Raw genomic sequence first — 21,271 nt, 5'->3', positions numbered from 1 at the left:
GCCGCACGCCCCTACCGGCACGACTCCGTGCGCTTGACCACCGTGAGCGTGACCCGCCGGCCCCGCAGGTCCGTGCCCGCCGCCGGATCCTGCGCACAGACCTTCCAGCCCGCCGGCCACAGCACATGGCGGCCGGCGCCGCGCCCGTCCTTGAGCTGAACGGAGGTGTCGTAACGGAGCGCCGCGTACGCGGAGACCAGCCCATGGCCTGCCACCTGCGGCATCGTCCGGGGACCGTCGGCATGGGCCGGAACGGCCGGAACCAGGCAGCAGAGGGAAAGGACCGAGGCAGTAACGATTCTGTTCACCACCGGAAAACGATCACGCTGCGCAAGGGTCACCCGGCGAGGCGGTGGTGGCGATGGTCACGACGGGTGCGCCTGTCAGGGAGCAGGGACGGGGCCGCCGGGCCGGAACCGCTCCACCCCGACGATGTGCCGCACCTTGAGCGGCCGCACTATCACCGCGACCCGCCGCTCTCCCGGCATCAGCCACTCGAAGCGTTCGCTGCCCAGGTATTTGCGGGCAAGGCGGTCCATCCGCTCGTGCGCCTCCTCGCCCTCGACAAAGCGGTCCACCACACCACTGATCTGTACGCGGTCGAAGGGATCGACGGCGTCCGCGTGTGAGAGGTAGACGCGGGGATCGCGGCGCAGGTTTTCCTCCTTCACCCGCCCCACCGAGGTGTTGAACATCAGCTCGCCGTCTCCCTCCAGGTCCACCCACATCGGGCTGACCTGCGGTGCTCCGTCGGCGAACAGGTGCCGACATACCAGATATTGGGGGCTTGCAGCCGGGCGCGGACGGCTTCGTCGAATGTCGCAGTCATCTCCGCAGGCTACCAACCATGATCGACAAGACAGTTCGTGGGAGCCGTGGATTCCGACGACTGAAGCCGACACCGAGCCGAGCCAGGCCGCCAAAACCATAGCCTTCCTATATAGGGGCGTGATATAAATGAACATAAGGAACAAATAGGGCGTGGTAGTGGCCGGATGCGTCTGACCGCTGGTGCACCACAGCGGTGGTCCGGCGAGCGCCGCCCGTCCCGGCGAACGATCCCCGACGAGGTTCGCGCCGACGTCACCTTCACCGTGACGGCCTCCGAACTCGCCACCAATGCCGTGGACACACCCGCCCACCGCTCAGGGCATCCACCAGGAGCGATCAGCCGACCTACGGCGAAAAGTGATGCGACGAGCTCATGAACCGAACACGTGCTGGTCAAAACCACGAAGTCATTGCCGACGCGCTGTCGGAGGTGGCGATCCTCATGGTGCGGCACCTGGTCGACCGGGAGCTCAGCCTCACCGCCGCCTCGACTCTCGACAGGCTCGGACGTGAGGCGCCCGTCCGGCTGACGGCGCTGGCCGCGGCGGAGGGCATTGCTCAGCCGTCGATGACCCAGCTGGTCAAGCGACTGGAGCAGCAGGGCCTGGTGCGGCGCGTGAGCGATCCCGAGGACGGACGGGTTGCCCTGGTCACCGTCACGAACGCCGGGCAGAAACTTCGGGCGGAACGGCAGCGCGCCTACCACGCCCGCCTGGCCGACCTGGCGGCAAGCCTGCCCGCGGAAGACGAAGAGGTGCTGGCCACAGCCATGCGGGCAGCCCTGCCCGTCGTCCGGCAGCTGATCCACAACGCTACGAAGCGCCCCCGGCCCAACGGTGCGCCGGCCGCACCCTGAGCAGCCACCGGCAGGTCTCGGCCGGAGCTTCCCGGAGCTTTCCCGGAGCGCACGAAGCACACAGCGACCCAAGGAGGCACACAGCCATGACAGGCCTTGCGGTCGCGCCCATTCAAGATCCGCAAAGGACAACAACCATGTTCACCAAGACACTTAGGGGCCGCCGGCTCACCGTCGCCGCCTTCACCGCACTCCTGCTTGCGCTGTCCGGCGCGGGTGCCGGTGCCGTTGCCGGTGCTGCCGAGGCGGCCACGCCCGCCGCAGCCCCACAGACGACATCGGCCAACGTCGCCACCACGACGCCGACAGCCGTGTCCTTTACGTTCAGCAGCCACCACGCCCACCACAGCCATCACCATCACGACGACCATGGCAGCTCGGGCTACGACAGCGGATACAACGACGACAACGGCTGATGATTGACTGTCATACCCGGGTGCCCGGCGGTCCGCGGGTACCCGAGCGGGGACCAAGCCCGGACCGAGCCCCGAGCCCGGACCGGGCGATTGACTTCTCGACGCAGAAGGGGGCGGCCTCCTCTTTCGGGGAGCCCGCCCCATCACCTTTCCTGGGGTTGCCTCAGCGGCCGCCGTAGCCGCCACCGCCGTAACCGCCACCGCCGAAGCCATAGCCACCGCCGTAACCGCCACCGCCGTAGCCATGGCCACCGCCGTAACCGCCGCCATAGCCGTAGCCCCCGTAGTCGCCATAGCCGTACCCGCCGTGGCCGCCGTAGCCGCCGTAGCCGCCGTAGCCGCCATAACCGCCATAACCGCCATAACCGCCATAACCGCCATAACCGCCATAACCGCCGCAGTCATACCAGCCGCAGCCGTCATGGGCTGAGTGCTGGGCGACTGCTTGGGTCGTGTGGGCAGGGGCGGCCGTAGCCGTGCCCGCCGCGCCGAGCGCGGCGCCACCTGCCAGCATCAGACCGGCAGCTGCCGCAGCGAGGGAACGCTTGATATGTGGTGCTCGCATGATTCTCACCTTTCCTTCCACCATCGACAGTCGACAGTGGATGGGCCGCAACGCATACGCCGTATGCGGTGCGGTCGCAAGGGTCACTGCTTGACGCGGGAGCACGTCTCGCGGCTGAAGTGTTCCCACCCCTCGGGAGCATTGCCGCCCGGGGCGTGTCCCGGTTGCGACTCTCACCCCTTCACGCTAGTTGGCGATCGGCAGGTGGGCATCTCGAACGAGCACAGCCGTATCGCCGCAGGTCAGATCAGGTCGGATCAGGTCGGATGGGGAGACAGAGGCATGAGGGCAGCCCATCGGGCAGCACGCTGCAGAGCGCGTACGCGACCACCGCTGCCCCTCACGGCCGAACGCCGGTCCGCACCCCTTCACCTCCGCTCGACGACGCGCTCCTCCGCACTTCTCCCACACTCCTCCGCATGACGCTCAGCGCACACACGACACCAGGCGTGACTCCGGCGGAGGGAAATGCCTGCCCCGCAGCCCTCTGCCACGCCGCTCTGAACGGATCACCACGGTCGCGAGGGCGATGCCCGTACCCGATGGCGACCGCCTTCGGGTACATCAGTCGACGGCCCTCAAGTCGCCGAGTACGTCTCCGAGTTCGAGCTCGGTACGGCTACGGGTCTGGAAGCCCTGCTGGAACAACGCCGCGGTGCGTTGCTGCGCTGCCTCGCCCCTCACAAGCTGCTGGAACAGCGCGGCATCCGCGCGTACCTCGGCCGGAGCCGGCAGACTGACGGCGTTGATGGCCGACTTGGCCGCGATCAGCGCCTCGCGGGGGTAGTTCCCCATGCGCCGGGCCATGGTGGCCACGAACTCGTCCAGCTCGGCGTCGGGCAGCGCGCGGTTGATCCACCCGTAGCGTTCGGCGAGTTCGGCATCGAAGTCGGCCGACGTCAGTACGGCTTCGAGCGCTCGGCCCCGGCCGAGCAGACGGGTCAGGTGCTGGATCGCGCCCGCACCGGGCGGGGTGCCGATGCCGACTTCGGGCTGGCCCACGAGGGCGTTCTCCCGGGAGGCGAAGCGCATATCGCAGGCGAGCAGGAACTCGCTGCCCGCTCCCCGTGCCCGGCCGCGCAGCTTGGCGATCGTGACGGCCGGGATCAGACTCAGCTTGCGGAACAGCATCCCCACGGAGGCATCGCCCGGCCCACCGGCCTTCGCGGCTTCAGCGGTGTATTCGGAGACCTTGGTCAAGTCGACGTGGGGGAAGAAGAATTCGGGATCCGCGCTGTCGAAGACCACCACGCGGGCAGCGCCGGCTGGGACAACTCCTCCAGGAGCCCGACCAGATCGCGCACGGCCTCGGGACCGATGAGGTTGATCGGCGGCGCGTGGAAGGTGGCGGAAAGGACATTGCCGTTGAGGCTGGCGCTGAGGGTTTTGTACGAGGTGGTCATGTCTTTCCTCTCGGCGCTCGTGACGGCCCGGCGGCAATCACCTCCCCGTGGTGCCGGCGCGGGGCCGTACGCCTCGTCCTTGGTCGCGGTACGGGGCCAGGAAACGTGTCAGTGCCGCCAGCATCGCCTCGGGCGCCTCTTCGGCGACCCAGTGGCCGGAGCCGGGAACGACCAGGCTCTGCACCTGGTCCGCGACGAGCTTGATGGTGTTCCCGACGCCCTCACCGGTGCCCTCTGCTCCGCCGATCACCAGGACGGGCAGGGTCAGCCGGCGGGTCTTGCGCCGCTCGTTCTGCGCGGTGGTGGCGTCGAGCGCGCGGTACCACGCGAAGCTGCCGCGGAGGGCGTCGCGGTGAACGTCTTGGTGAACCCCGGCGGCAGGTGCGGTGCCCGCCGGACCGAGCCGGGGCCTTCCGAGGAGGGGCCTTCCGGGGTGGGGCCTTCCGGGGTGGGGCCTTCCGGGGTGGGGCCTTCCGGGGTGGGCAGGGGCCGCCGGCCGGGGGTGGCCCGGGGGTCAGGAGGTCCGCCGCCCGGCGTCGCGAGGGCGGTCAGGGTGAGGCCTCCGAGGCCGAGGCCCAGCGCACCCGCACCGGCCGCGCGGAGCGCACGGCGCCGGGGCGTCCTGGCGCCGGCGCTCTCCCCGGCCTGCTCGTCCGCAGGTTCGTGGGGCATGGGGACCGCCTTCCGAAGTGACGTGGTGACGAACCACTGCGGGGCGGCGGGGCTGCGGGGCGGCGACGCTGCGGGCGGCGGCGCGGGGGGGGGGGGGAGGCGGCACTGCGGGGGGGCGGCGGCGCACTGGAAGGAACGCCGTACCGCGCCGTCAGCGCGCGCGGCGTCTCAGGCGACGGCCCAGGAGGACGGCCCCCGCCCCCGCGGTCAACGAGGCAGCGGCGAGGCCGGCGAGTACGGTCTCGGCCCGGGCGTCGCGGGTAGGCCCGGTGGCGGCCAGCGCGCCCCCGGCGGATCCGGCAGCCGTGGCAGCCGTGGCGGCTTGGAGGACGAGGTCGGAGACCGCTTCGGGGCGCGCGATCAGGGACACATGGCAGGAGTCGATCTCTACGGTGTGGGAGTGCGCGCGCCTGGCCTCGAAGCGTTCCTGGTCCGGGTTGATGGTCCTGTCCTGGCGGCCGACGAGGGCCCAGGAGGGGATGGTCTTCCAGGCCGCGCCCCTGGCCTTCTCCGAGAACGCGGTGGTGGCAGCGGGCCGCTGGGTGACCCCCAGCAGGTTCGCCTGGCTCTCCGGCAGGCAGGCGGCGAAGACCGGGTACACCTTGTCGCGCTTGACGTACAGGTCGGTCCCGCTGACGCCGCCGCCGGCCCGGTACGGAACGGACCTGGTGGCGGTGCCGAGTTCGCTGGGGAACCTGGCGCCCAGGGACATGCCGCTCTCGCCCACGTCCGGCATCAGCGCCGACACGTACACCAGCGACTTCACCTTGGGGTTGCCCGCGGCGGCCGTGCTGATCACGGCGCCGCCGTAGGAGTGGCCCGCCAGCACGATCGGGCCCTTGATGCTGTCCAGCACGGAGGCGATGTAGGTGGAGTCGCTGTACAGCCCGCGCAGCGGGTTGGCGGGGGCGATGACGGTGTAGCCGCGGCGTTCGAGCCGTTCGGCGACCCCGTTCCAGCTGGAGGCGTCCGCGAATGCCCCGTGCACCAGCACGATGGTGGGTTTGGCCGGTGCCGCGCCACCGTCCGCGGCAGCAGGGGCCGCCACCGCCGCGCACACGACCATCGCGCACCCGGCCGCCAAGACAGGTGCGATACGTATTCGCCGCCGTGAGCGGGTGACCGGAAATGCCGACATGTCCTTCTCGCTTCCCATGAGAGCTATGGCACCCAGCGTTCATGCATCCGCGGTGGCAGGCGAGGTCATGTACTCCGATCGGGTCGCTGAGGCGGGCCATGGGAGTGAGTGCGGGGTCGATGGGGGTGGGCGTCGACGGGTGTGGGTGTCAAAGAGTCGTGAGTGCCAACGGGTGTGGGTGTCTGCCGTCGGCCGTCTGCGGTTCGTCGGTTCGGTGCGGACAACGGGGCGTGATGACGTCGTTGAAGGCCTCGGTGGAACTGGGGTGGGTGCAGACGGCATTCCCGCGGACCTCCTCGACGACATAGTGCCACCCATTTGTCATACCCCCGGCGAACCGCTGCCGGAGACAAGCCTCTGACCTGGCCGTTTGCCCTACTCTGTGGACCGACCTCCGAGTTGGTCGCCCGGGTCCTGCCGACGGTCAGCCGCCAGGACGATCGAGGGGTAGCTCTCGTGGGGGATCCTGATCGTGCGGGTGGCCGACGCGGTGTCGTTGAGGTTCGCCGACGGTAGGGGTCATGCCGATCACACGTCTCGCTCTTCCGCTCGGCGACACCGAGCATCCCGTCCCCGTCTGGGCCCTCCGGCTCGCCAAGGCTCTCCCCTTCATAGTGCTGCCGCATTGCCTGTGGCGGTTGCCGTTCGCCGTCAACTTCCCTATGGGCACCATCGATCCGGCGGCCGAGGCGGAAGCCCCCTGGTGGTTTCCGTTCTATGTCGTCGGGCTCAGTGTGCTCACCGAGGCGCTGGCTCTGCTCACCACCGGTTTGGTGAGCGGGTGGGGCGAAGTGGTGCCGCGCTGGATGCCGTTCGTCGGTGGTCGGCGGGTGGCGCCGCTCGCCGCGGTGATCCCGGCGGTCCTGGGCGGCCTGGCCCTGGTGGCGATGTTCGACCTCTACCCGCTCGTCTGGGTGGGCGTCTTGCCCGAGGCGGGGTTCAGCAACGGATGGTGGATGGCCCTGGCCCGGGTGTGCATCAGCCCGGCGATGCTGTGGGGCCCGACCGTACTGGCCCTGGCCTGGGCCTACTACCAGCGGCGCCGACCTGCCTGATGGTTCGTCGGTCCAGACCGGCCGAGCCCGGATGGCCCCGTGCATGCGAGCGAACGCAGGGCCCCGCCTGGTCGTCGACGTCGGCCCCCGTCCCTGGCACCGCAGCGACTCCAAGGCATGGGCCGAGTCCGCCGCGCCGGCCGCCGTCGGGAGGACGACCACGATCACCACGATCGCCGACGGCGGTTACCCCCGGCACCGGCCTCGTCATCCCGCACCGCAGGGAACTCGCAAATGTTCACCCTGCCAAACCGAAGTCAGTGACACACCGGCTCGACCCAGCAACGTCCGTCGTTGCCTCATCACTTCCTCAGCAATTGCCATCGCCCCGGCTGATTGGCTGGCGCAGCGCCTTGGTCGAGCCATCCCCCGCTCTCCCCCGTCGGGTGCCGAACGAGCGGCAGGGCCGTGCCGGAGGCCGCCCGCCGCCCACCTTCGACAAGACCACCTCCGACAAGCTGCCTACAAGCTCGGCGTACCTACGTACACCAACAGGCCCGGCATGCCGTATCGGTGAACTGGTCATCGACGCCGCTGCCCTGACCCTGCTCGCGACGATCACCTTCTGCCAGAGCGGCTGGGCCCACCGTGCCGGGGCGTTCCGCTGCGCAGGAAGCGGCTCAGACGACCACGACCCGGCGCCCGCGCGTGTGACCGGCCTTGCTGTCGATGTGCGCCGCCGCGGCCTCGGCGAGTGTGTACGACTTCTCGACCGGGATATGGAGCTTCGCTCTCGAGATGAGGCCGACGGCCTCGGCGAGCGCTTCCGGCATGCTCCCGGCCACGCCGGAGAACCGGACGCCGAGCTCCGGCGCGGCGAGATCGGCGATGGAGATCACCTTCTGCGGATCCCCGGTCAGCTCGACGAGCTCGCGGATCACGCCCGAGCCGGCCAGATCGAGAGCGCCGTCGACAGGGCCGAGCCGCCGCACCCGCTCGACCCAGCCCTCACCGTACGTCGTGGCGAGGGCACCCAGGCTGCGCAGGTAGTCCTGGTTCGCGGCCCCGGCCATGCCGATCACCGTGATGCCGCGGTCGCGGGCGATCTGCAGCACCGCCGATCCGACTCCCCCGGACGCACCGCTGACCAGCAGCGTCTGCCCGGGCTCCACATCGACCTGGCGGATGATGCGCAGCGCGGTTTCCACCACGGAGGGGTACCCGGCCGCCTCTTCGAATGTCAGCCCCTCGGGCATACGGGCCCAGGCCGACAGCACGGCGAACTCGGCATAGGCGCTCGAGCCTTCGCCGAAGACGTGGTCGCCGACCTCGACCCCTTCGACACCCTCGCCGACCTCGTCCACCACCCCGGCGGCGTCCTGCCCGACTCCGGCGGGCAACTCGACCGGGTGGGCCGCCAGCATCTGGCCCTCACGGACCCTCCAGTCGAAGGGGTTCACGCCCGCCGCCCGCACGGCGATGCGTACCCGACCGGGGCCCGCGTGGGGCTCCTCGGCATCTATGAGTTGCAGAACGTCCGGACCGCCGAACTCGGCGAAGCTCACTTTCTTCATGCGGACGAAGATAACACTAACGGTTAGGGTTTGAGAACGATTTCGAGTTTGTTCCTGATAGTGTCAGCGCATGACCGTGCAGTCCGGACGCCGTGAGCGCAAGAAGGCCGCGACCCGCCAGAAGATCGCTGACACCGCCCTGCGGCTCTTCCTGGAACGCGGGTACGACGCGGTGGGCATCCGTGACGTGGCCGCCGAGGCCGACGTGGCCGTCACCACGGTCTTCTCCCACTTCGCCTCGAAAGAGGCCCTGGTGTTCGAGCAGGACGAGGACTTCGAGCAACGCCTCACGCAGGCGGTCACCGGCCGGGCACCGCACGAACCGCTCATCCCTGCACTGCGCCGCGAGATCCAGGCCCTGGTGCGGCATTGCACGGCGGACGGCGCCGCTCCGATCTGGCACATGATCGACGCATCGCCTGCGCTGCGGGAGTACGAGGAGTCGATGAGGCTGCGCCATGCAGAGTCGCTGGGAACAGCCATCGCCGCCGATCCCGACCTGTCACAGACCACAACAGCGAGCCGGACGATCGCGAGGTTCGTGATCGACGCCTATTCGCTGGCCCGTGAGGCGACCGATCCGGAGGCCGCGCTGGACGAGATCTTCCGGATGATCGAGGCGGCCTGGGAGGTCACCTGCCCTTCTGCGGGCGGTCGTTAGAGTCGCCGTCGGCCGGCCGAGGCCGAGGCGCGGGTAACGCGTCGGCCTCGACACCGTCCGGCCTTCGCGGTCTCGGTGTGAGTCGAGGCGTCTCTCTGTGGCAAAGCGGGCGTCGGCGACGGCTGGAGGGCCGCGCAATGGTCATGGGGACGGCGGCTCGCTCCCGCCGGCCTTCATGATCCGGTGGGCTGGTCCGCGACGTTGCTGTCGTGGGCGTCGGCGTCGGCGATCCTGCGCGGCAGTTTTGCGGCAAAGACGATGGTCACCACACTGAGAGCGGCGGCGACGGCAAAGGCCAGCTTCATTCCGCTGAGCTCTGCGGGCACTGCGGCGACGCCGTCGGCGACCAGGTGACCGGTGCGCGCGGACATCACGGTCACCACGAGTGCGGTCCCGAACGCCGCGGCGACTTGCTGCAACGTCCCGAGCATCGAGCTGCCGTGGGGGTACAGGTGCGGGGGAAGCGCGCCCATGCCCAGCGTGAAGACGGGGGTGAACGTCGCCGCCAGGCTCACCATCAGCAGCGCGTGCAGTCCCAGCACCTGCCAGTACGGCATCGTCATCGAGACCTGGGTGAAACCGGCGAGGGTGAGCACCATCCCGATCGAGCCGGGCAGCACCAGCGGCCGGCTGCCGAACCGGTCGAACAGCTTCCCCACGGTCGGTCCGAGCAGTCCCATGGCCAGGCCGCCCGGCATGACCAGCAAGCCGGTCTCCAGCGGGCTGAGCCCGCGTACGTTCTGCAGGTACAGCGGCAGAAGGATCATCGACCCGAGCATCGCCAGGAAACCGATGGAAATGAGGGCCAGGGACAGGGCATAGGTGCGGTGACCGAGGGTTCGCAGGTCCATCAAAGGCGTGCCGGTGCGCTGCAATTTGAGCTGACGGATCACGAAAACCGCGATTGCCGCGACCCCGGCGACGACGATGCCGATGCCGAGCCCGAATCTGCCGCCGCTTTCGCCGAGGAGGCTCAGACCGTACACCAGGCCGCCGAAGCCGAGCGCCGCCACGGAGACACTGAGCCAGTCGATGGCGCTCACCTGCGGCTCACTGATGTTGTCCACCTTGCGCAGCCCGAACAGGGTCACCAGGCCCGCGATCGGCAGGACGACCACAAACAGCATCCGCCAGGAGCCGGCCTGCAGGATCAGCCCGGAGGCAGCAGGTCCGAGCGCGGGCGCCACCGAGATCGCCAGGGTGACGTTGCCCATCACCCGGCCGCGGTCCTGCTCGGGCACCACGATCATCAACGTGGTCATCAGGAGGGGCATCATCACGGCTGTCCCTGCGGCCTGCACGACGCGTCCCAGCAGCAGCACCTCGAAGGAGGGCGCGACGGCCGACAGAGCCGTACCCGCGAGGAACACTCCCATCGCGATGGCGTAGGCCTGGCGGGTGGTGACCCGCTGCAGGAACCAGCCGGTGATCGGAATCACGGCGGCCATGGTCAGCATGAACACCGTGGAGACCCACTGCGCCGACTGCTGGGTGATGTGCAACGACTCCATCAACCGCGGGATGGCGTTGATCAAAATCGTCTCGTTCAGGATCACCACGAATGTGGCCAGCACCAGCAGTCGCACCACAGTCGGTATGCGGCCCGTCTGCACGGCCGGTCGTTCTTGAATCGCAGCTGTCATGGCAGCACCTCGCTGGGGGTTCCTGGGCACAGTCGCCTCGCAGCCAAGGGCTGTCGGCACGAACGTGGGTGGTGGGTGGGTGGTGATTGTAGGAAGAGACCGGCATGCCTCGTAAGACTCATCGGTCAGCGCGAGTGTTTCGCATCGTCGCGCCGATCTCACCCGAATTTTCACCCGCGGACGAAGGTATGCGTCGCGCCGCCAGCCCCTCCCCACCGGCCCCGCTGACGGCCCCGCCGGTCCCGCGGAGCGGCCACTGAGCGCAAACACGGACCCACTCTTTGGGCTCGCAGGCCGAGGCGGGCGGGCGGGGGCCGCGGTTGGCTGAGGACGTGGGCGGCTTCGGTCGCCCGCGGTCCGGTCGGGCCGGGTGCTGCTGTGTGGTGCTCCGGTGTGGTGCTCCTGTGTGGTGCTCCTGGGCGCTCGGTCCCCGGCCGGACCGGTCCGGAATCAAACCTGTGAGGCGTATATGGCCGTGGACGTAGAGGTGGGCGTGGACGTGGACGAGATCATCGGCGGTTGGAGGTTGGTGCGCTGCTCGGTCGAGCGGGCCGGAAAGGAGACCCGGCCGCTGGGTGACCGGCCCGGCGGGATGCTGCTGTACACCCGCGACGGCTGGATGAGCGCACTGCTGACGAGCGACCCGGCGATCGCCGGCCGGGCCGCGGGGCAACCGGAAGCCGCCACCGAGGCGGGGGTGGCCGGCGGGACCGTGGCGTACGCCGGGCGCTGGGAGCGCATGCCGGACGGGTCGGTGCGGCATCACGTCGTCGCGAGCCACTACGGGCCGTGGGTGGGAATCGCCCTGGAGCGGGGCGTCCGCCGCGAGCCGGACGAGTTGGTGCTGACGGCCGCCACGGACGACGGAGCCCGTCAGCGTCTGCGGTGGCGCCGAATGCGGGGCTGACTTCGCAGGCGGCGCGGGCCGTTCCTCTCCCGTGCTGCCGCTGTGTCCCGCAGCACTCGGCTTCCCCCTTTTTCCCCTTTCCTTTTCTCCCTCTCCCTTTCTTCTCCCTCCCCTTTCCCTTCTTTCTTTCTGGAGGTGGTGCGCCATGCGCACAGCACATCTCGGCAACCGTTTGGTACTCGTTCACGAGGACGGAGCCGTCGACGTGGAGAAGGCCAGTGTCGGTCGCTTTTCGTCCGACCCGCAGGCCGTTTTCGACCGCTGGGAGGAGTTCACCGCCTGGGCCCGGACACCTGCCGCGCAGGACGCCGAGCGGATGCCGCTGGAGGAGCGCCGGCTCGGCGCCCCCGTGCCGCGCCCGCGCCAGGTGTTCGCGGTCGCGCTGAACTACGCCGACCACATTGCGGAGTCCGCCCTCGACACCCCGGCCCGCCCGGCCGTTTTCACCAAGTACCCGACCTCGCTGGCCGGTCCTTACGACACGGTGGAGCTGCCCAGCGCGATGGTGGACTGGGAGGTCGAACTGGTCGCGGTCATCGGCCTCCGCGCGCACCGGGTGCGTGCGGAGGACGCCTGGAAGCACGTCGCCGGTCTCACCCTGGGGCAGGACCTCTCGGAACGCCGTATCCAACTCCAGGGGCCGGCACCGCAGTTCGCGCTCGGCAAGTCGTTCCCGGGGTTCAGTCCGACCGGTCCGGTCATGGTCACGCCCGATGAGTTCGCCGATCCCGATGACCTGGCACTCGGCTGTGCCGTTGACGGCGAGACGATGCAGGCGTCCCGCACCGGCCGGATGGTCTTTCCGGTCGCGGAGCAGATCGCGTGGCTCTCCGCCGTCTGCCCGCTGCTGCCCGGTGACCTGGTCTTCACCGGTACTCCGGCGGGCGTCGGCGGCGCCCGCACTCCGCGCCGCTTCCTCGCCCCCGGCGAGGAACTGCACAGCTGGATCGACGGTATCGGCGCGCTCCGCAACCGGCTGGTCGCCGGCGTCGGCTACCCCGACGGCCCCGGCGCCTGACCCGATGACATCCCTGTCCCTCTCCCCCCTTTGAAGGAACCGTTATGCCCCTGCACCGTCTCGCCCGGATCACCATGGGCGTGCCCGACGTGGGCACCACGCACGACTACTACGCCGACTTCGGGCTCACCGCGCTCGGCCGCGGGCGCTTCGCCTCGGCCGACGGCGGCGAGCAGCTGAAGATCGTGCACGCCGCCCGCCGCCGGCTGGACGAACTGGTGGTCGCCGCCGATGACGCCGACGACCTTGGGCACATCGGCGCCGCCCTGAGCCGCCTGGAGCTGCCGTACGTCCGCGACGGGCACTGCCTGCGTGCGGTCGATCCGGGGACGGAGGTGACCGTCACCGTCGAGGTCCAGCCCCGTCTCGTGCAACCTGCCGCCGCACCCGTGCCGTACAACGCGCCCGGACGCGCCGAGCGGCCCGACGGCCGGGCACCGGCGGTCCTGCGCGAGGGCACCGTCCGGCCGCGCCGCCTGGGGCATGTGGTGCTGGGGTCGACCGACCAGGCGGCCTCGCAGCGGTTCTTCACCGAGGGCCTGGGCTTCAAGGTCAGCGATCTGGTTCCGGGCGCCGCCTTCCTGCGCTGCTCCACCGACCATCACAACGTCCTGGTGCAGCAGGCGCCGATCCCCTTCCTGCACCACTCCTCCTGGCAGGTCGACGACGTCGACGAAGTCGGGCGCGGCGCGACGCACATGCTGGAGGGCCACCCCGAACGCCATGTCTGGGGCCTGGGCCGCCACCACGTCGGCTCGAACTTCTTCTGGTACCTCAAGGACCCGGCCGGCAACTTCTCCGAGTACTTCGCCGATATGGACTGCATCGTCGACGACCAGCTGTGGACGCCCCGGGTGTGGGAGGACGCCCGCTCGCTCTACAACTGGGGCCCGCCGGTCCCGCCCTCCTTCCTTGCGCCCGAGGACCTTGCCGCGCTGATGACCGGCGCCCACGACGCGAGCTGACGACCGACCCGTACGGCAGGAGGACACCATGAACGAGAACCAGACGACGGATGCCGAAGCGGGTGGCGCGACGGAGACGGCCGACCGCCCCGCCTTGGTTACCGGCGCCGCCCCGGTTGCCGGCGCCCTCCCGGTTGCCAGCCCCTGCCCCGTCGCCGTCGCGTCGGGCGGCGATGACACATATGACGTGCTGGTCGTCGGTGCCGGGCCCGTCGGGCTCAGCTGCGCGATACAGCTCGGGGCCCGGGGATGGCGGGTCGGCCTCGTCGAACGCTGGCCGCAGCCCTATCCGCTGCCGCGGGCGGTGGTCTTCGACCACGAGGTCGCCCGCATCCTGGCCTCGCTGGGCCTGGCGGACACGCTGTCCACCTTCAGCGAGCCGACCGCGGACTACGAGTGGCGCAACGGCCGCGGCGAGACGCTGCTGCGGCTGGCATTCGAGGACACCGGCGCCTCCGGCTGGCCGGCGATGAACCTCTTCACCCAGCCGCAGCTGGAGGCCGCCCTGGAGGCGCACGCCCACCGCACCGCGGGAGTCGAGGTGCTGCGCGGCTGGGAGGCCACGGATCTCACCGAGGACGCAGCCGGGGTCTCGCTGACCGTCGGCGAGAGCGCCGGTGACGAGCCGGTGCTCCGCGGCGGAATGCGCAGACACCGCACGCTGCGCGCGCAGTACGTCGTCGGCTGCGACGGCGCCAACAGCTTCGTCCGCTCCCGGATGACGACCCCGATGACCGACCGCGGCTTCCAGCACGACTGGCTGGTCCTGGACGTCCTCCCGCACGACCCGGACCGCGTTTTCGCCCCGCGCAACCTCCAGGTGTGCGACCCCCGCCGGCCCACCACGGCGGTCTCCGGCGGTCCGGGCCGGCGCCGCTGGGAGTTCATGCTGCTGCCCGGCGAATCGGCCGCGGAGTTCGGCAGCGCGGAGAACGCCTGGCGGCTGCTGGCCGGCTGGGACCTGCACCCGGGCAACGCGACCCTGGAGCGGCACACCGTCTACACCTTCCGCGCCCGCTGGGCCGGGAACTGGCGCGAGGGCCGACTGCTGCTGGCCGGTGACGCGGCCCACCAGATGCCGCCGTTCGCCGGCCAGGGCATGTGCTCGGGCATCCGCGACGCCGCCAACCTCACCTGGAAACTGGACCTCGTGCTCCGCGGCGAGGCCGGCGAGCCCCTGCTGGACACCTACACCACGGAACGCTCCCAGCACTTGCAGCACGCCATCGAACTCTCCGTCTTCCTGGGCGGCATCATCTGCGAACCCGACCCCGCAGCCGCTGCCCTGCGCGACACGCGGATGCTCGCCGACCGGCGGGCAGGCCGGGACCCGCTGGCGGAGATGCCCCCGCAGATCCTCACCGGAGGACTGCTGCGGCAGGCAGCGGACGGGACCCCGACGGCCCCGGCCGGACAGCTCAGCTACCAGGGCCGGGTACGCTTCCGCGGCCGCGCCGGGCTCTTCGACCAGGTCATCGGCACCGGCTTCGCCCTGCTCGCCACCGAGGACCCACGGACCGTCCTCGACGACGACACACTCGGCTGGTGTGCGCGGCTCGGCATCCGCCTCCTGCGGGTCACCGGAGACCCGGCGGCGAACGGGCCGGCCGATGTCGTCGACCTTGACGGCGCCTATGGCTCCCACCTGGAACGGTGCGGCTTGCAGGCTCTGCTGCTGCGTCCGGACCACTACCTCTTCGGCGGTGCGCCCCGCATGGCGGAGGTGCCCGGCCTGGTGGCGGCGCTGCGGCAGGGGCTCGTGGCATCCCAGGAGTTCGTGGCACCCGCCGCCGTGTCGCCCGCCCGGTGAGGCAGCTCCGTCCCTGCGTCCGTCCGCGCCGGGAGGGGCGGACGGACGGCAGGGACGGCCCGGACCGCAGGGACGGCCCGGACCGCAGGGACGGCCCGGACCGCAGGGACGGCCCGGACGGCAGGGACGGTCCACGGCGGACGGCAGAGACCGGTGGGGGTAGGGGGTGACAGCGACGGATGGGGCGGGATGGGGCGGGACGAGCCGGAAGCGGTGCGGTCCTCGGCCCGGCACCATGGACCCGAAGGGAGGCGGTCATGACACGGCAATGGCTCCGGCAGCTCAAGGCGGACCAGGACCACCCGCACCACGAGCCGGCGCTGTCCCCGGCCGCCGTGACCGCCATGACCGCCGTCCTCGGACCCGGCCCCGTCCGGTGGGCGGTGCAGACCGCCGACACCATGGCCGCGGAGATCCTGGAGCAGGTTCCCGAACACGGCGGCGGCCCGGCGCCCCTGGCCACGCTGCGCCGCTCCACCGAGTCGACGGTCCTGGCGGCCATGCGCCTGCTGCTCACCGAGAGCGCCGGCGAGGGAGGCGCGATGCCCGATGAAGCCCTGGAGGGCTGCCGCGAGTTCGCGCGCCGGGGCGTCGGACTCGACCGGGTCCTGCGCGGAGTACGGCTCGGCCACGCCAGACTCACCCAGGAACTCACCTCGGCCGTCGAGCAGTACGTCCCGGCCGGCGAACGCCTCCCCGAGCTGCGCCGGGTCACCGAGGAACTCTTCGCCCACGCCGACACCCACGCCAGCCTCATGGCCGAGTCCTACATCGCCGAACGCGACCGCTGGCGCGGCAGTGACGAAGCGGCCCGCCGCAAGACGATCGACGACCTGCTGGCCGCCCGCCCGGTGGACCCGGAAGCCGCAACCCGGAAGCTGCGCTACGACGTCACCCGTACGCATTTGGCCGCCGTGCTGTGGTGCACCAGCACGGAGGACCCGCTGCCCACAGCGGAGCGGCTGCAACACACGGCGACCGCGCTGGCCCGCACGGCCGGCACCGGCCGGCCGCTCATGATCCCCGCCACCGGGACCGTCGCCTGGCTGTGGCTGCACGCCCCTGACGACTTCACCAGCCTCCCCGACCGCGCACGGGCCGCGACCGACCGCGCCCCGGGGGTGAACGTCGCCCTCGGCCCACCCGCGCCCGGCGCGGCGGGGATGCGCCGCAGCCACTACGGCGCCCGCGAGGCGGAACGCGTCGCCCGGCTCGCTCCCGGCGGCTGGCTGACCGACTACCGCGAAGCGCGCCTGGTCGCCCTGGCCACCGCCGACCCCGAACACGCCCGCTGGTTCGTGCACGACCTCCTCGGTCCCCTGGCTTCCGAGGGCACCCGGGTACGGGAGCTGCGCGAGACCCTGCGGGTCTACCTCGCGGCGGAACGCAGTCTGCGGGCCGCCGCCGGCACCCTGCACGTGGCCCGCAACACCGTCACCTACCGCGTCAAACGCGCGGAAGAACTCCTGCCCACGGCCACCACCACGGACAACACGCTGGAACTGCGGCTCGCCCTGGAGATCGCCCGCGCCCTGCTCGGCTGACGACGCCGACGGGCCCGCTCCCTCCCGGCGGGGAGGGAGCGCTGCGCGGTCCGGACAAAGCAACCCTTTTGCCCGTAATCCTCGCTGGGCATTGCGGGATGCCGGATATTCGCATGGACGGGCGAGTGAGTGAGCCCTGCAGGCGATTCACCTGCTCCGTGCCGCGGTGCCGTGCCATCTCATCCCGTGTCATGCCGTGTCATGCCGCGGCGGGGCGGAGCCGCACGGCACCCCGGCACGAGGTACACGCCCCCCGGTCCCCCGGCGCCGGCCCCGGCCCTGACCCGTCGCCGTGGAAGGGGCGTGCAAGGGGAACGAAGGACGAGGAGCGCATGGTTGACCTGGTGTCGGGGCGCATGGTGCGGGAACCGGACCCCGTCGGTGAGCGCGCCGACGGCCCTCCCGCCGTGTTCGGCGGACGTACGGCTCCCGCTGCCCGGACGCTCGTGGACGTCCTGGACGCCACCGTCCTGATCCATCCGCACGAGCCGGCCCTGGACGACGGACGGACCTCGCTGAGCTACCAGGAGCTCGCCGGTGAGGTCGATGCACTACGGCGCCGACTGGCGTCGGCCGGGATCGGCGTGGGCGACCGCGTCGGGGTGCGGCTGCCGTCCGGTACCAATGACCTCTACGTCTGCATTCTGGCGGTGCTCACCGCGGGTGCGGCGTACGTACCGGTGGACGCCGAGGACCCGGACGAACGTGCGGATCTGGTGTTCGGCGAGGCGGCGGTGAGCGCCGTCCTGGAGGCCGGGCGGCGTCTCACCCTGACGGGCATCCGCGCCGGCGGCTCTCCGCGCCGCCCGGGTCCCGCGGATGACGCCTGGATCATCTTCACTTCCGGTTCCACCGGCAGGCCCAAGGGCGTCGCCGTCACCCACCGCAATGCGGCGGCCTTTGTCGACGCCGAGGCGGCGCTGTTCCTCCAGGAGGAGCCGATCGGTCCGGGTGACCGGGTGATGGCGGGTCTCTCCGTCGCTTTCGATGCCTCCTGCGAGGAGATGTGGCTCGCCTGGCGGCACGGCGCCTGTCTGGTGCCGGTGCCGCGTTCCCGGGTGCGCGACGGAGCGGGTCTCGGCCCGTGGCTCGCCGAACAGGACATCACCGTCGTGTCCACGGTCCCCACACTCGCCGCCTTGTGGCCGGCCGAGGCGCTGAACGAGGTACGGCTGCTGGTCTTCGGCGGTGAGCCGTGTCCGCCCGAATTGGTGGAGCGGCTGGTCACCGAGGGGCGGGAGGTCTGGAACACCTACGGTCCGACCGAGGCGACCGTGGTCACCTGTGCGGCGCTGCTGACCGGCGAAGGGCCCGTCAGGATCGGCCTGCCGCTGTCCGGCTGGGAGGTGGCCGTGGTGGACCGGGCCGGTGAACCGGTCGCCATGGGCGGCAGCGGCCAACTGGTCATCGGCGGGGCCGGACTGGCGCGTTACCTGGACCTCGACAAGGACGCCGAGAAGTACGGCCCGCTGGCGTCACTCGGCTGGCCCCGGGCCTACCGCACCGGTGACCTCGTACGGGCCGAGCCCGGCGGACTGCTCTTCCTGGGACGTGACGACGATCAGATCAAGCTCGGCGGCCGGCGGATCGAGCTCGGGGAAGTGGACGCGGCCCTGCAGGCTCTGCCCGGCGTGAGCGGTGCCGCGGCCGCCCTCCGGACCGCACGCGGCGGCAACCCCCTGCTGGTCGGCTATGTGGTGACCTGGGGCGGCTGGGACCGGGCGAAGGCCGTCGAGCGGCTGCGCGCCCAGCTGCCCGCCGCCCTGGTGCCGTTGCTCGCTCCCGTCGATGCCTTGCCCACCCGCACCTCCGGCAAGGTGGACCGGGCCGCGCTGCCCTGGCCGCTGCCACGGACGGCAGGGCCCGGTCCCGGCCTCCCGGGTTCGGGAGGGCAGCCCACCGGCACCGAAGCCTGGCTGGCCGAGCAGTGGCGCGAAATCCTCGGTGTGCCGGTCACCGACGCCCGGGACGACTTCTTCTCGATCGGCGGCGGCAGCCTCGCCGCCGCCCAGCTCACCACCCTGCTCCGCGACCGCTACCCGGCCACCGCCGTCCGCGACATCTACCGGCAGCCCACGCTGCGCAAGTTGGCCCGTCTGCTGGAGCGTTCCGTGCCGGACGAACGCGACGCCACACGCCGGGTGACGCCCGTCCCGGCCCGGGCCGGCCTCATGCAACTGCTGCTGCTCCTGCCGCTCTTCACCGTGGCCGGGCTCCGCTGGACCGTCGCGCTGCTGGCTCTGGGCAAGGTCCTGGCGTGGTGCGGCAGCTATCCGTGGGCGCCGGCGGTCTCCTGGTGGTGGCCGGCAGCCGGTGGCCTGCTGTTCTTCAGCCCGCCGGGCAGGCTGGCGATAGCGGCCGGTGGGGCGCGGCTGCTGCTGCGGGGACTGCGTCCCGGCAGCTACCCCCGCGGCGGGAGCGTCCATCTGCGGCTGTGGACCGCGGAACGGCTCGCGGAGGTGAGCGGGGCGGTCTGCCTGTCGGGGGCCTGGCTGGTCCGTTACGGCCGGGCGCTGGGCGCCCGTATCGGGCCGGATGCCGACCTGCACTCGCTGCCGCCGGTCACCGGGATGCTCAAGCTGGGCCGGGGGTGTGCCGTCGAGCCCGAGGTGGACCTGTCCGGCTACTGGCTGGACGGGGACCGGCTGGAGGTCGGTCCGGTGAAGGTCGGCTCCGGCGCGGTGGTCGGTGTCCGCAGCACGCTCTTCCCCGGCGCCCGGGTGGGCAAGCGGGCCCAGGTCGCGCCCGGCTCCGTCGTCACCGCCCGAGTGCCGACCGGGCAGCACTGGGGCGGTGCGCCCGCCGTCAAGCTGGGCAAGGCCGAACGGCGCTGGCCCAAGCGTCGTCCCCCGCGCCGGGCCGGGTGGGCGGCGCTCTACGGAATGAGCGGTTCGGGGCTCGGGCTGCTGCGGCTGCCGGCAGCACTCCCGGCACTGGCCGTGGCGGCCTGCTTCGTCCACGCCGGGGACGGCCTCGGCGACGCCGTATGCGGAGCGCTGATCGCGCTCGTGCCTGCCACGCTGGCCTTCGGGCTGGCGTACGCCGCCCTGCTGATCGTCGCCGTCCGCTTGCTGAGCCGCGGTCTGCGCCCCGGCTGGTATCCGCTGCACGGCCGGACCGGCTGGCAGGCCTGGACCGTCAGCCAGCTCATGGACCGGGCCCGTGACACGCTGTTCCCGCTCTACGCCGGCCTCGTCACTCCCGTCTGGCTGCGGGCGCTGGGAATGAAGGTCGGCAGGCGCGTCGAGGTCTCCACCGTGCTGGCGCTGCCCGGGCTCACCACGGTGCGCGACGGAGCCTTCCTGGCCGATGACACCCTGGTCGCCCCGTACGAGCTGGGCGGCGGGTGGCTGCGGATCGGCACGGCCGAGATCGGCGAGCGGGCTTTTCTCGGTAACTCCGGCATGACCGCGCCGGGCCGCGCCGTCCCCGCGCGAGGCCTGGTGGGGGTGCTGTCCGCAACTCCGGAGAAGGCGAAGAAGGGCAGCTCGTACCTGGGGATGCCGCCCATGCGTCTGCCGCGCTCGGCCGACACCGTGGACCGTCACCTGACCTACGATCCGCCGGCCCGGCTGCTCTGGGCCCGAGGACTGGTCGAAGGGTGCCGGCTGCTTCCGGTGCTGGTCTCCGCCGCCCTCGGCCTGCTGACGGTTGCCGCGCTGGCCCACCTGGCCGGACACGGCTCGCCGGCGGTGGCCGCGCTGCTGTCCGGCCTGGTGCTGCCGGCCGCGGGGATCGTTGCCTGCGGGGTGTCCATCGCCGCCAAGTGGCTGCTGGTGGGCCGGTTCCGCCCGGCGGAGCACCCGCTCTGGAGCGGCTTCGTCTGGCGTACCGAGCTCGCCGACACCTTCGTCGAGGTGCTGGCGGTGCCGTGGCTGGTCGGTGCGGTGCCGGGCACCCCGCTGATGAACCTCTGGCTGCGGGCTCTGGGAGCCTCCGTCGGCCGGGGCGTGTGGTGCGAAACCTACTGGCTGCCGGAGGCCGACCTGGTCACCCTGGAGGACGGGGTGAGCGTCAACCGGGGCTGTGTGCTGCAGACCCACCTCTTTCACGACCGCATCATGCGGATGAACACCGTGGTGCTCCGCGAGGGCGCCACACTCGGTCCCGGCGGCATCGTGTTGCCCGGCAGCACCCTCGGGGCGCGCAGCACGCTCGGGCCGGCGTCGTTGGCCATGGGTGCGGAAACCGTCCCGGACGGCACCCGGTGGCTGGGCAACCCGATGGCGGCCTGGCGAGAATGAGGCACAGCGCGACGCCGCACCGGCGGCCC

Annotated in this window: 19 protein-coding genes and 2 pseudogenes; 11 read left to right on the top strand and 10 right to left on the bottom strand. The window is 71.3% G+C overall.

Translation table 11 applies throughout. The annotated features are described in order from the left end of the window. Positions 1-11: 11 nt before the first annotated feature. Both ABR737_RS42790 and ABR737_RS42785 read right to left on the bottom strand, forming a co-directional pair. The gene (locus ABR737_RS42790; RefSeq protein ID WP_350256541.1) at positions 12-215 is read right to left on the bottom strand and encodes a PASTA domain-containing protein; all 204 of its coding nucleotides are present in this window, start codon (positions 213-215) and stop codon (positions 12-14) included. A gap of 168 nt (positions 216-383) precedes the next feature. Then, positions 384-829, bottom strand: a pseudogene (locus tag ABR737_RS42785) (TIGR03618 family F420-dependent PPOX class oxidoreductase). Positions 830-1,204: 375 nt separating this feature from the next. Between ABR737_RS42785 and ABR737_RS42780 the strand changes: the two are divergent. Both ABR737_RS42780 and ABR737_RS42775 read left to right on the top strand, forming a co-directional pair. Continuing rightward, complete coding sequence (locus tag ABR737_RS42780; protein ID WP_350256540.1) at positions 1,205-1,687, top strand: MarR family winged helix-turn-helix transcriptional regulator; 483 nt, start codon at positions 1,205-1,207, stop codon at positions 1,685-1,687. Positions 1,688-1,824: 137 nt separating this feature from the next. Beyond that, a complete protein-coding gene (locus ABR737_RS42775) occupies positions 1,825-2,103 on the top strand; it encodes a hypothetical protein (RefSeq protein WP_350256539.1) in 279 nt (92 codons plus the stop codon). 163 nt (positions 2,104-2,266) lie between these two features. Here the strand turns inward: ABR737_RS42775 and ABR737_RS42770 are convergent, their stop codons facing one another. The 6 genes from ABR737_RS42770 to ABR737_RS42745 form a co-directional block, all read right to left on the bottom strand. Continuing rightward, positions 2,267-2,668 (bottom strand): hypothetical protein, encoded by a 402-nt coding sequence (locus ABR737_RS42770; protein ID WP_350256538.1) that lies wholly within the window; start codon positions 2,666-2,668, stop codon positions 2,267-2,269. A gap of 564 nt (positions 2,669-3,232) precedes the next feature. Beyond that, positions 3,233-3,919, bottom strand: coding sequence for an enoyl-CoA hydratase/isomerase family protein (locus ABR737_RS42765; RefSeq protein WP_350256537.1), 687 nt, complete (start codon positions 3,917-3,919; stop codon positions 3,233-3,235). Further along, positions 3,865-4,071, bottom strand: coding sequence for a hypothetical protein (locus ABR737_RS42760; protein WP_350256536.1), 207 nt, complete (start codon positions 4,069-4,071; stop codon positions 3,865-3,867). The genes ABR737_RS42765 and ABR737_RS42760 overlap by 55 nt, the downstream gene beginning before the upstream one ends. Positions 4,072-4,108: 37 nt before the next feature. Next, positions 4,109-4,321 carry a hypothetical protein gene (locus ABR737_RS42755; RefSeq protein WP_350256535.1) on the bottom strand — a complete coding sequence of 71 codons (213 nt, stop codon included), beginning with the start codon at positions 4,319-4,321 and terminating at the stop codon, positions 4,109-4,111. A gap of 14 nt (positions 4,322-4,335) precedes the next feature. Beyond that, positions 4,336-4,743 carry a hypothetical protein gene (locus ABR737_RS42750; RefSeq protein ID WP_350256534.1) on the bottom strand — a complete coding sequence of 136 codons (408 nt, stop codon included), beginning with the start codon at positions 4,741-4,743 and terminating at the stop codon, positions 4,336-4,338. 151 nt (positions 4,744-4,894) lie between these two features. Continuing rightward, a complete protein-coding gene (locus tag ABR737_RS42745) occupies positions 4,895-5,899 on the bottom strand; it encodes an alpha/beta fold hydrolase (protein WP_350256533.1) in 1,005 nt (334 codons plus the stop codon). A gap of 503 nt (positions 5,900-6,402) precedes the next feature. On the opposite strand from ABR737_RS42745, the gene ABR737_RS42740 reads away from it, so the two are divergent. After that, positions 6,403-6,936, top strand: coding sequence for a hypothetical protein (locus ABR737_RS42740; RefSeq protein ID WP_350256532.1), 534 nt, complete (start codon positions 6,403-6,405; stop codon positions 6,934-6,936). A gap of 52 nt (positions 6,937-6,988) precedes the next feature. Then, positions 6,989-7,163, top strand: a pseudogene (locus tag ABR737_RS42735) (IS5/IS1182 family transposase); the annotation flags it as partial. A 393-nt stretch (positions 7,164-7,556) separates the two neighbouring features. On the opposite strand, the gene ABR737_RS42730 reads toward ABR737_RS42735, so the two are convergent. After that, on the bottom strand, positions 7,557-8,450 hold the full coding sequence (locus ABR737_RS42730) for an NADP-dependent oxidoreductase (protein ID WP_350256531.1): 894 nt from the start codon (positions 8,448-8,450) through the stop codon (positions 7,557-7,559). A gap of 70 nt (positions 8,451-8,520) precedes the next feature. Between ABR737_RS42730 and ABR737_RS42725 the strand changes: the two genes are divergently transcribed. Beyond that, a complete protein-coding gene (locus ABR737_RS42725; RefSeq protein WP_350256530.1) occupies positions 8,521-9,111 on the top strand; it encodes a TetR/AcrR family transcriptional regulator in 591 nt (196 codons plus the stop codon). Positions 9,112-9,284: 173 nt separating this feature from the next. Here the strand turns inward: ABR737_RS42725 and ABR737_RS42720 are convergent, their stop codons facing one another. Continuing rightward, positions 9,285-10,754, bottom strand: a complete 1,470-nt coding sequence (locus ABR737_RS42720; protein ID WP_350256528.1) for an MDR family MFS transporter — start codon at positions 10,752-10,754, stop codon at positions 9,285-9,287. A gap of 469 nt (positions 10,755-11,223) precedes the next feature. Between ABR737_RS42720 and ABR737_RS42715 the strand changes: the two genes are divergently transcribed. The 6 genes from ABR737_RS42715 to ABR737_RS42690 all read left to right on the top strand — a co-directional run bounded on the left by ABR737_RS42715 (position 11,224) and on the right by ABR737_RS42690 (position 21,242). After that, complete coding sequence (locus ABR737_RS42715; RefSeq protein ID WP_350256527.1) at positions 11,224-11,661, top strand: lipocalin-like domain-containing protein; 438 nt, start codon at positions 11,224-11,226, stop codon at positions 11,659-11,661. A gap of 145 nt (positions 11,662-11,806) precedes the next feature. Further along, positions 11,807-12,679, top strand: a complete 873-nt coding sequence (locus ABR737_RS42710; RefSeq protein WP_350256526.1) for a fumarylacetoacetate hydrolase family protein — start codon at positions 11,807-11,809, stop codon at positions 12,677-12,679. 44 nt (positions 12,680-12,723) lie between these two features. Next, the gene (locus ABR737_RS42705; RefSeq protein WP_350256524.1) at positions 12,724-13,644 is read left to right on the top strand and encodes a VOC family protein; all 921 of its coding nucleotides are present in this window, start codon (positions 12,724-12,726) and stop codon (positions 13,642-13,644) included. Positions 13,645-13,672: 28 nt separating this feature from the next. Next, positions 13,673-15,454 (top strand): bifunctional 3-(3-hydroxy-phenyl)propionate/3-hydroxycinnamic acid hydroxylase MhpA, encoded by a 1,782-nt coding sequence (gene mhpA, locus ABR737_RS42700; protein WP_350256523.1) that lies wholly within the window; start codon positions 13,673-13,675, stop codon positions 15,452-15,454. Positions 15,455-15,711: 257 nt separating this feature from the next. Then, entirely contained in the window at positions 15,712-16,998 is a 1,287-nt protein-coding gene (locus ABR737_RS42695; protein WP_350256522.1) for a PucR family transcriptional regulator, read from the top strand. A 332-nt stretch (positions 16,999-17,330) separates the two neighbouring features. Beyond that, positions 17,331-21,242 (top strand): Pls/PosA family non-ribosomal peptide synthetase, encoded by a 3,912-nt coding sequence (locus ABR737_RS42690; RefSeq protein ID WP_350256521.1) that lies wholly within the window; start codon positions 17,331-17,333, stop codon positions 21,240-21,242. Positions 21,243-21,271: the final 29 nt, after the last annotated feature.

Origin of the sequence: Streptomyces sp. Edi2 (genome assembly GCF_040253635.1) — a bacterium.
Taxonomy (GTDB): domain Bacteria; phylum Actinomycetota; class Actinomycetes; order Streptomycetales; family Streptomycetaceae; genus Streptomyces.
The sequence above is the reverse complement of the archived record's forward strand: the minus strand, read 5'-3'. Positions and strand labels throughout refer to the sequence as shown.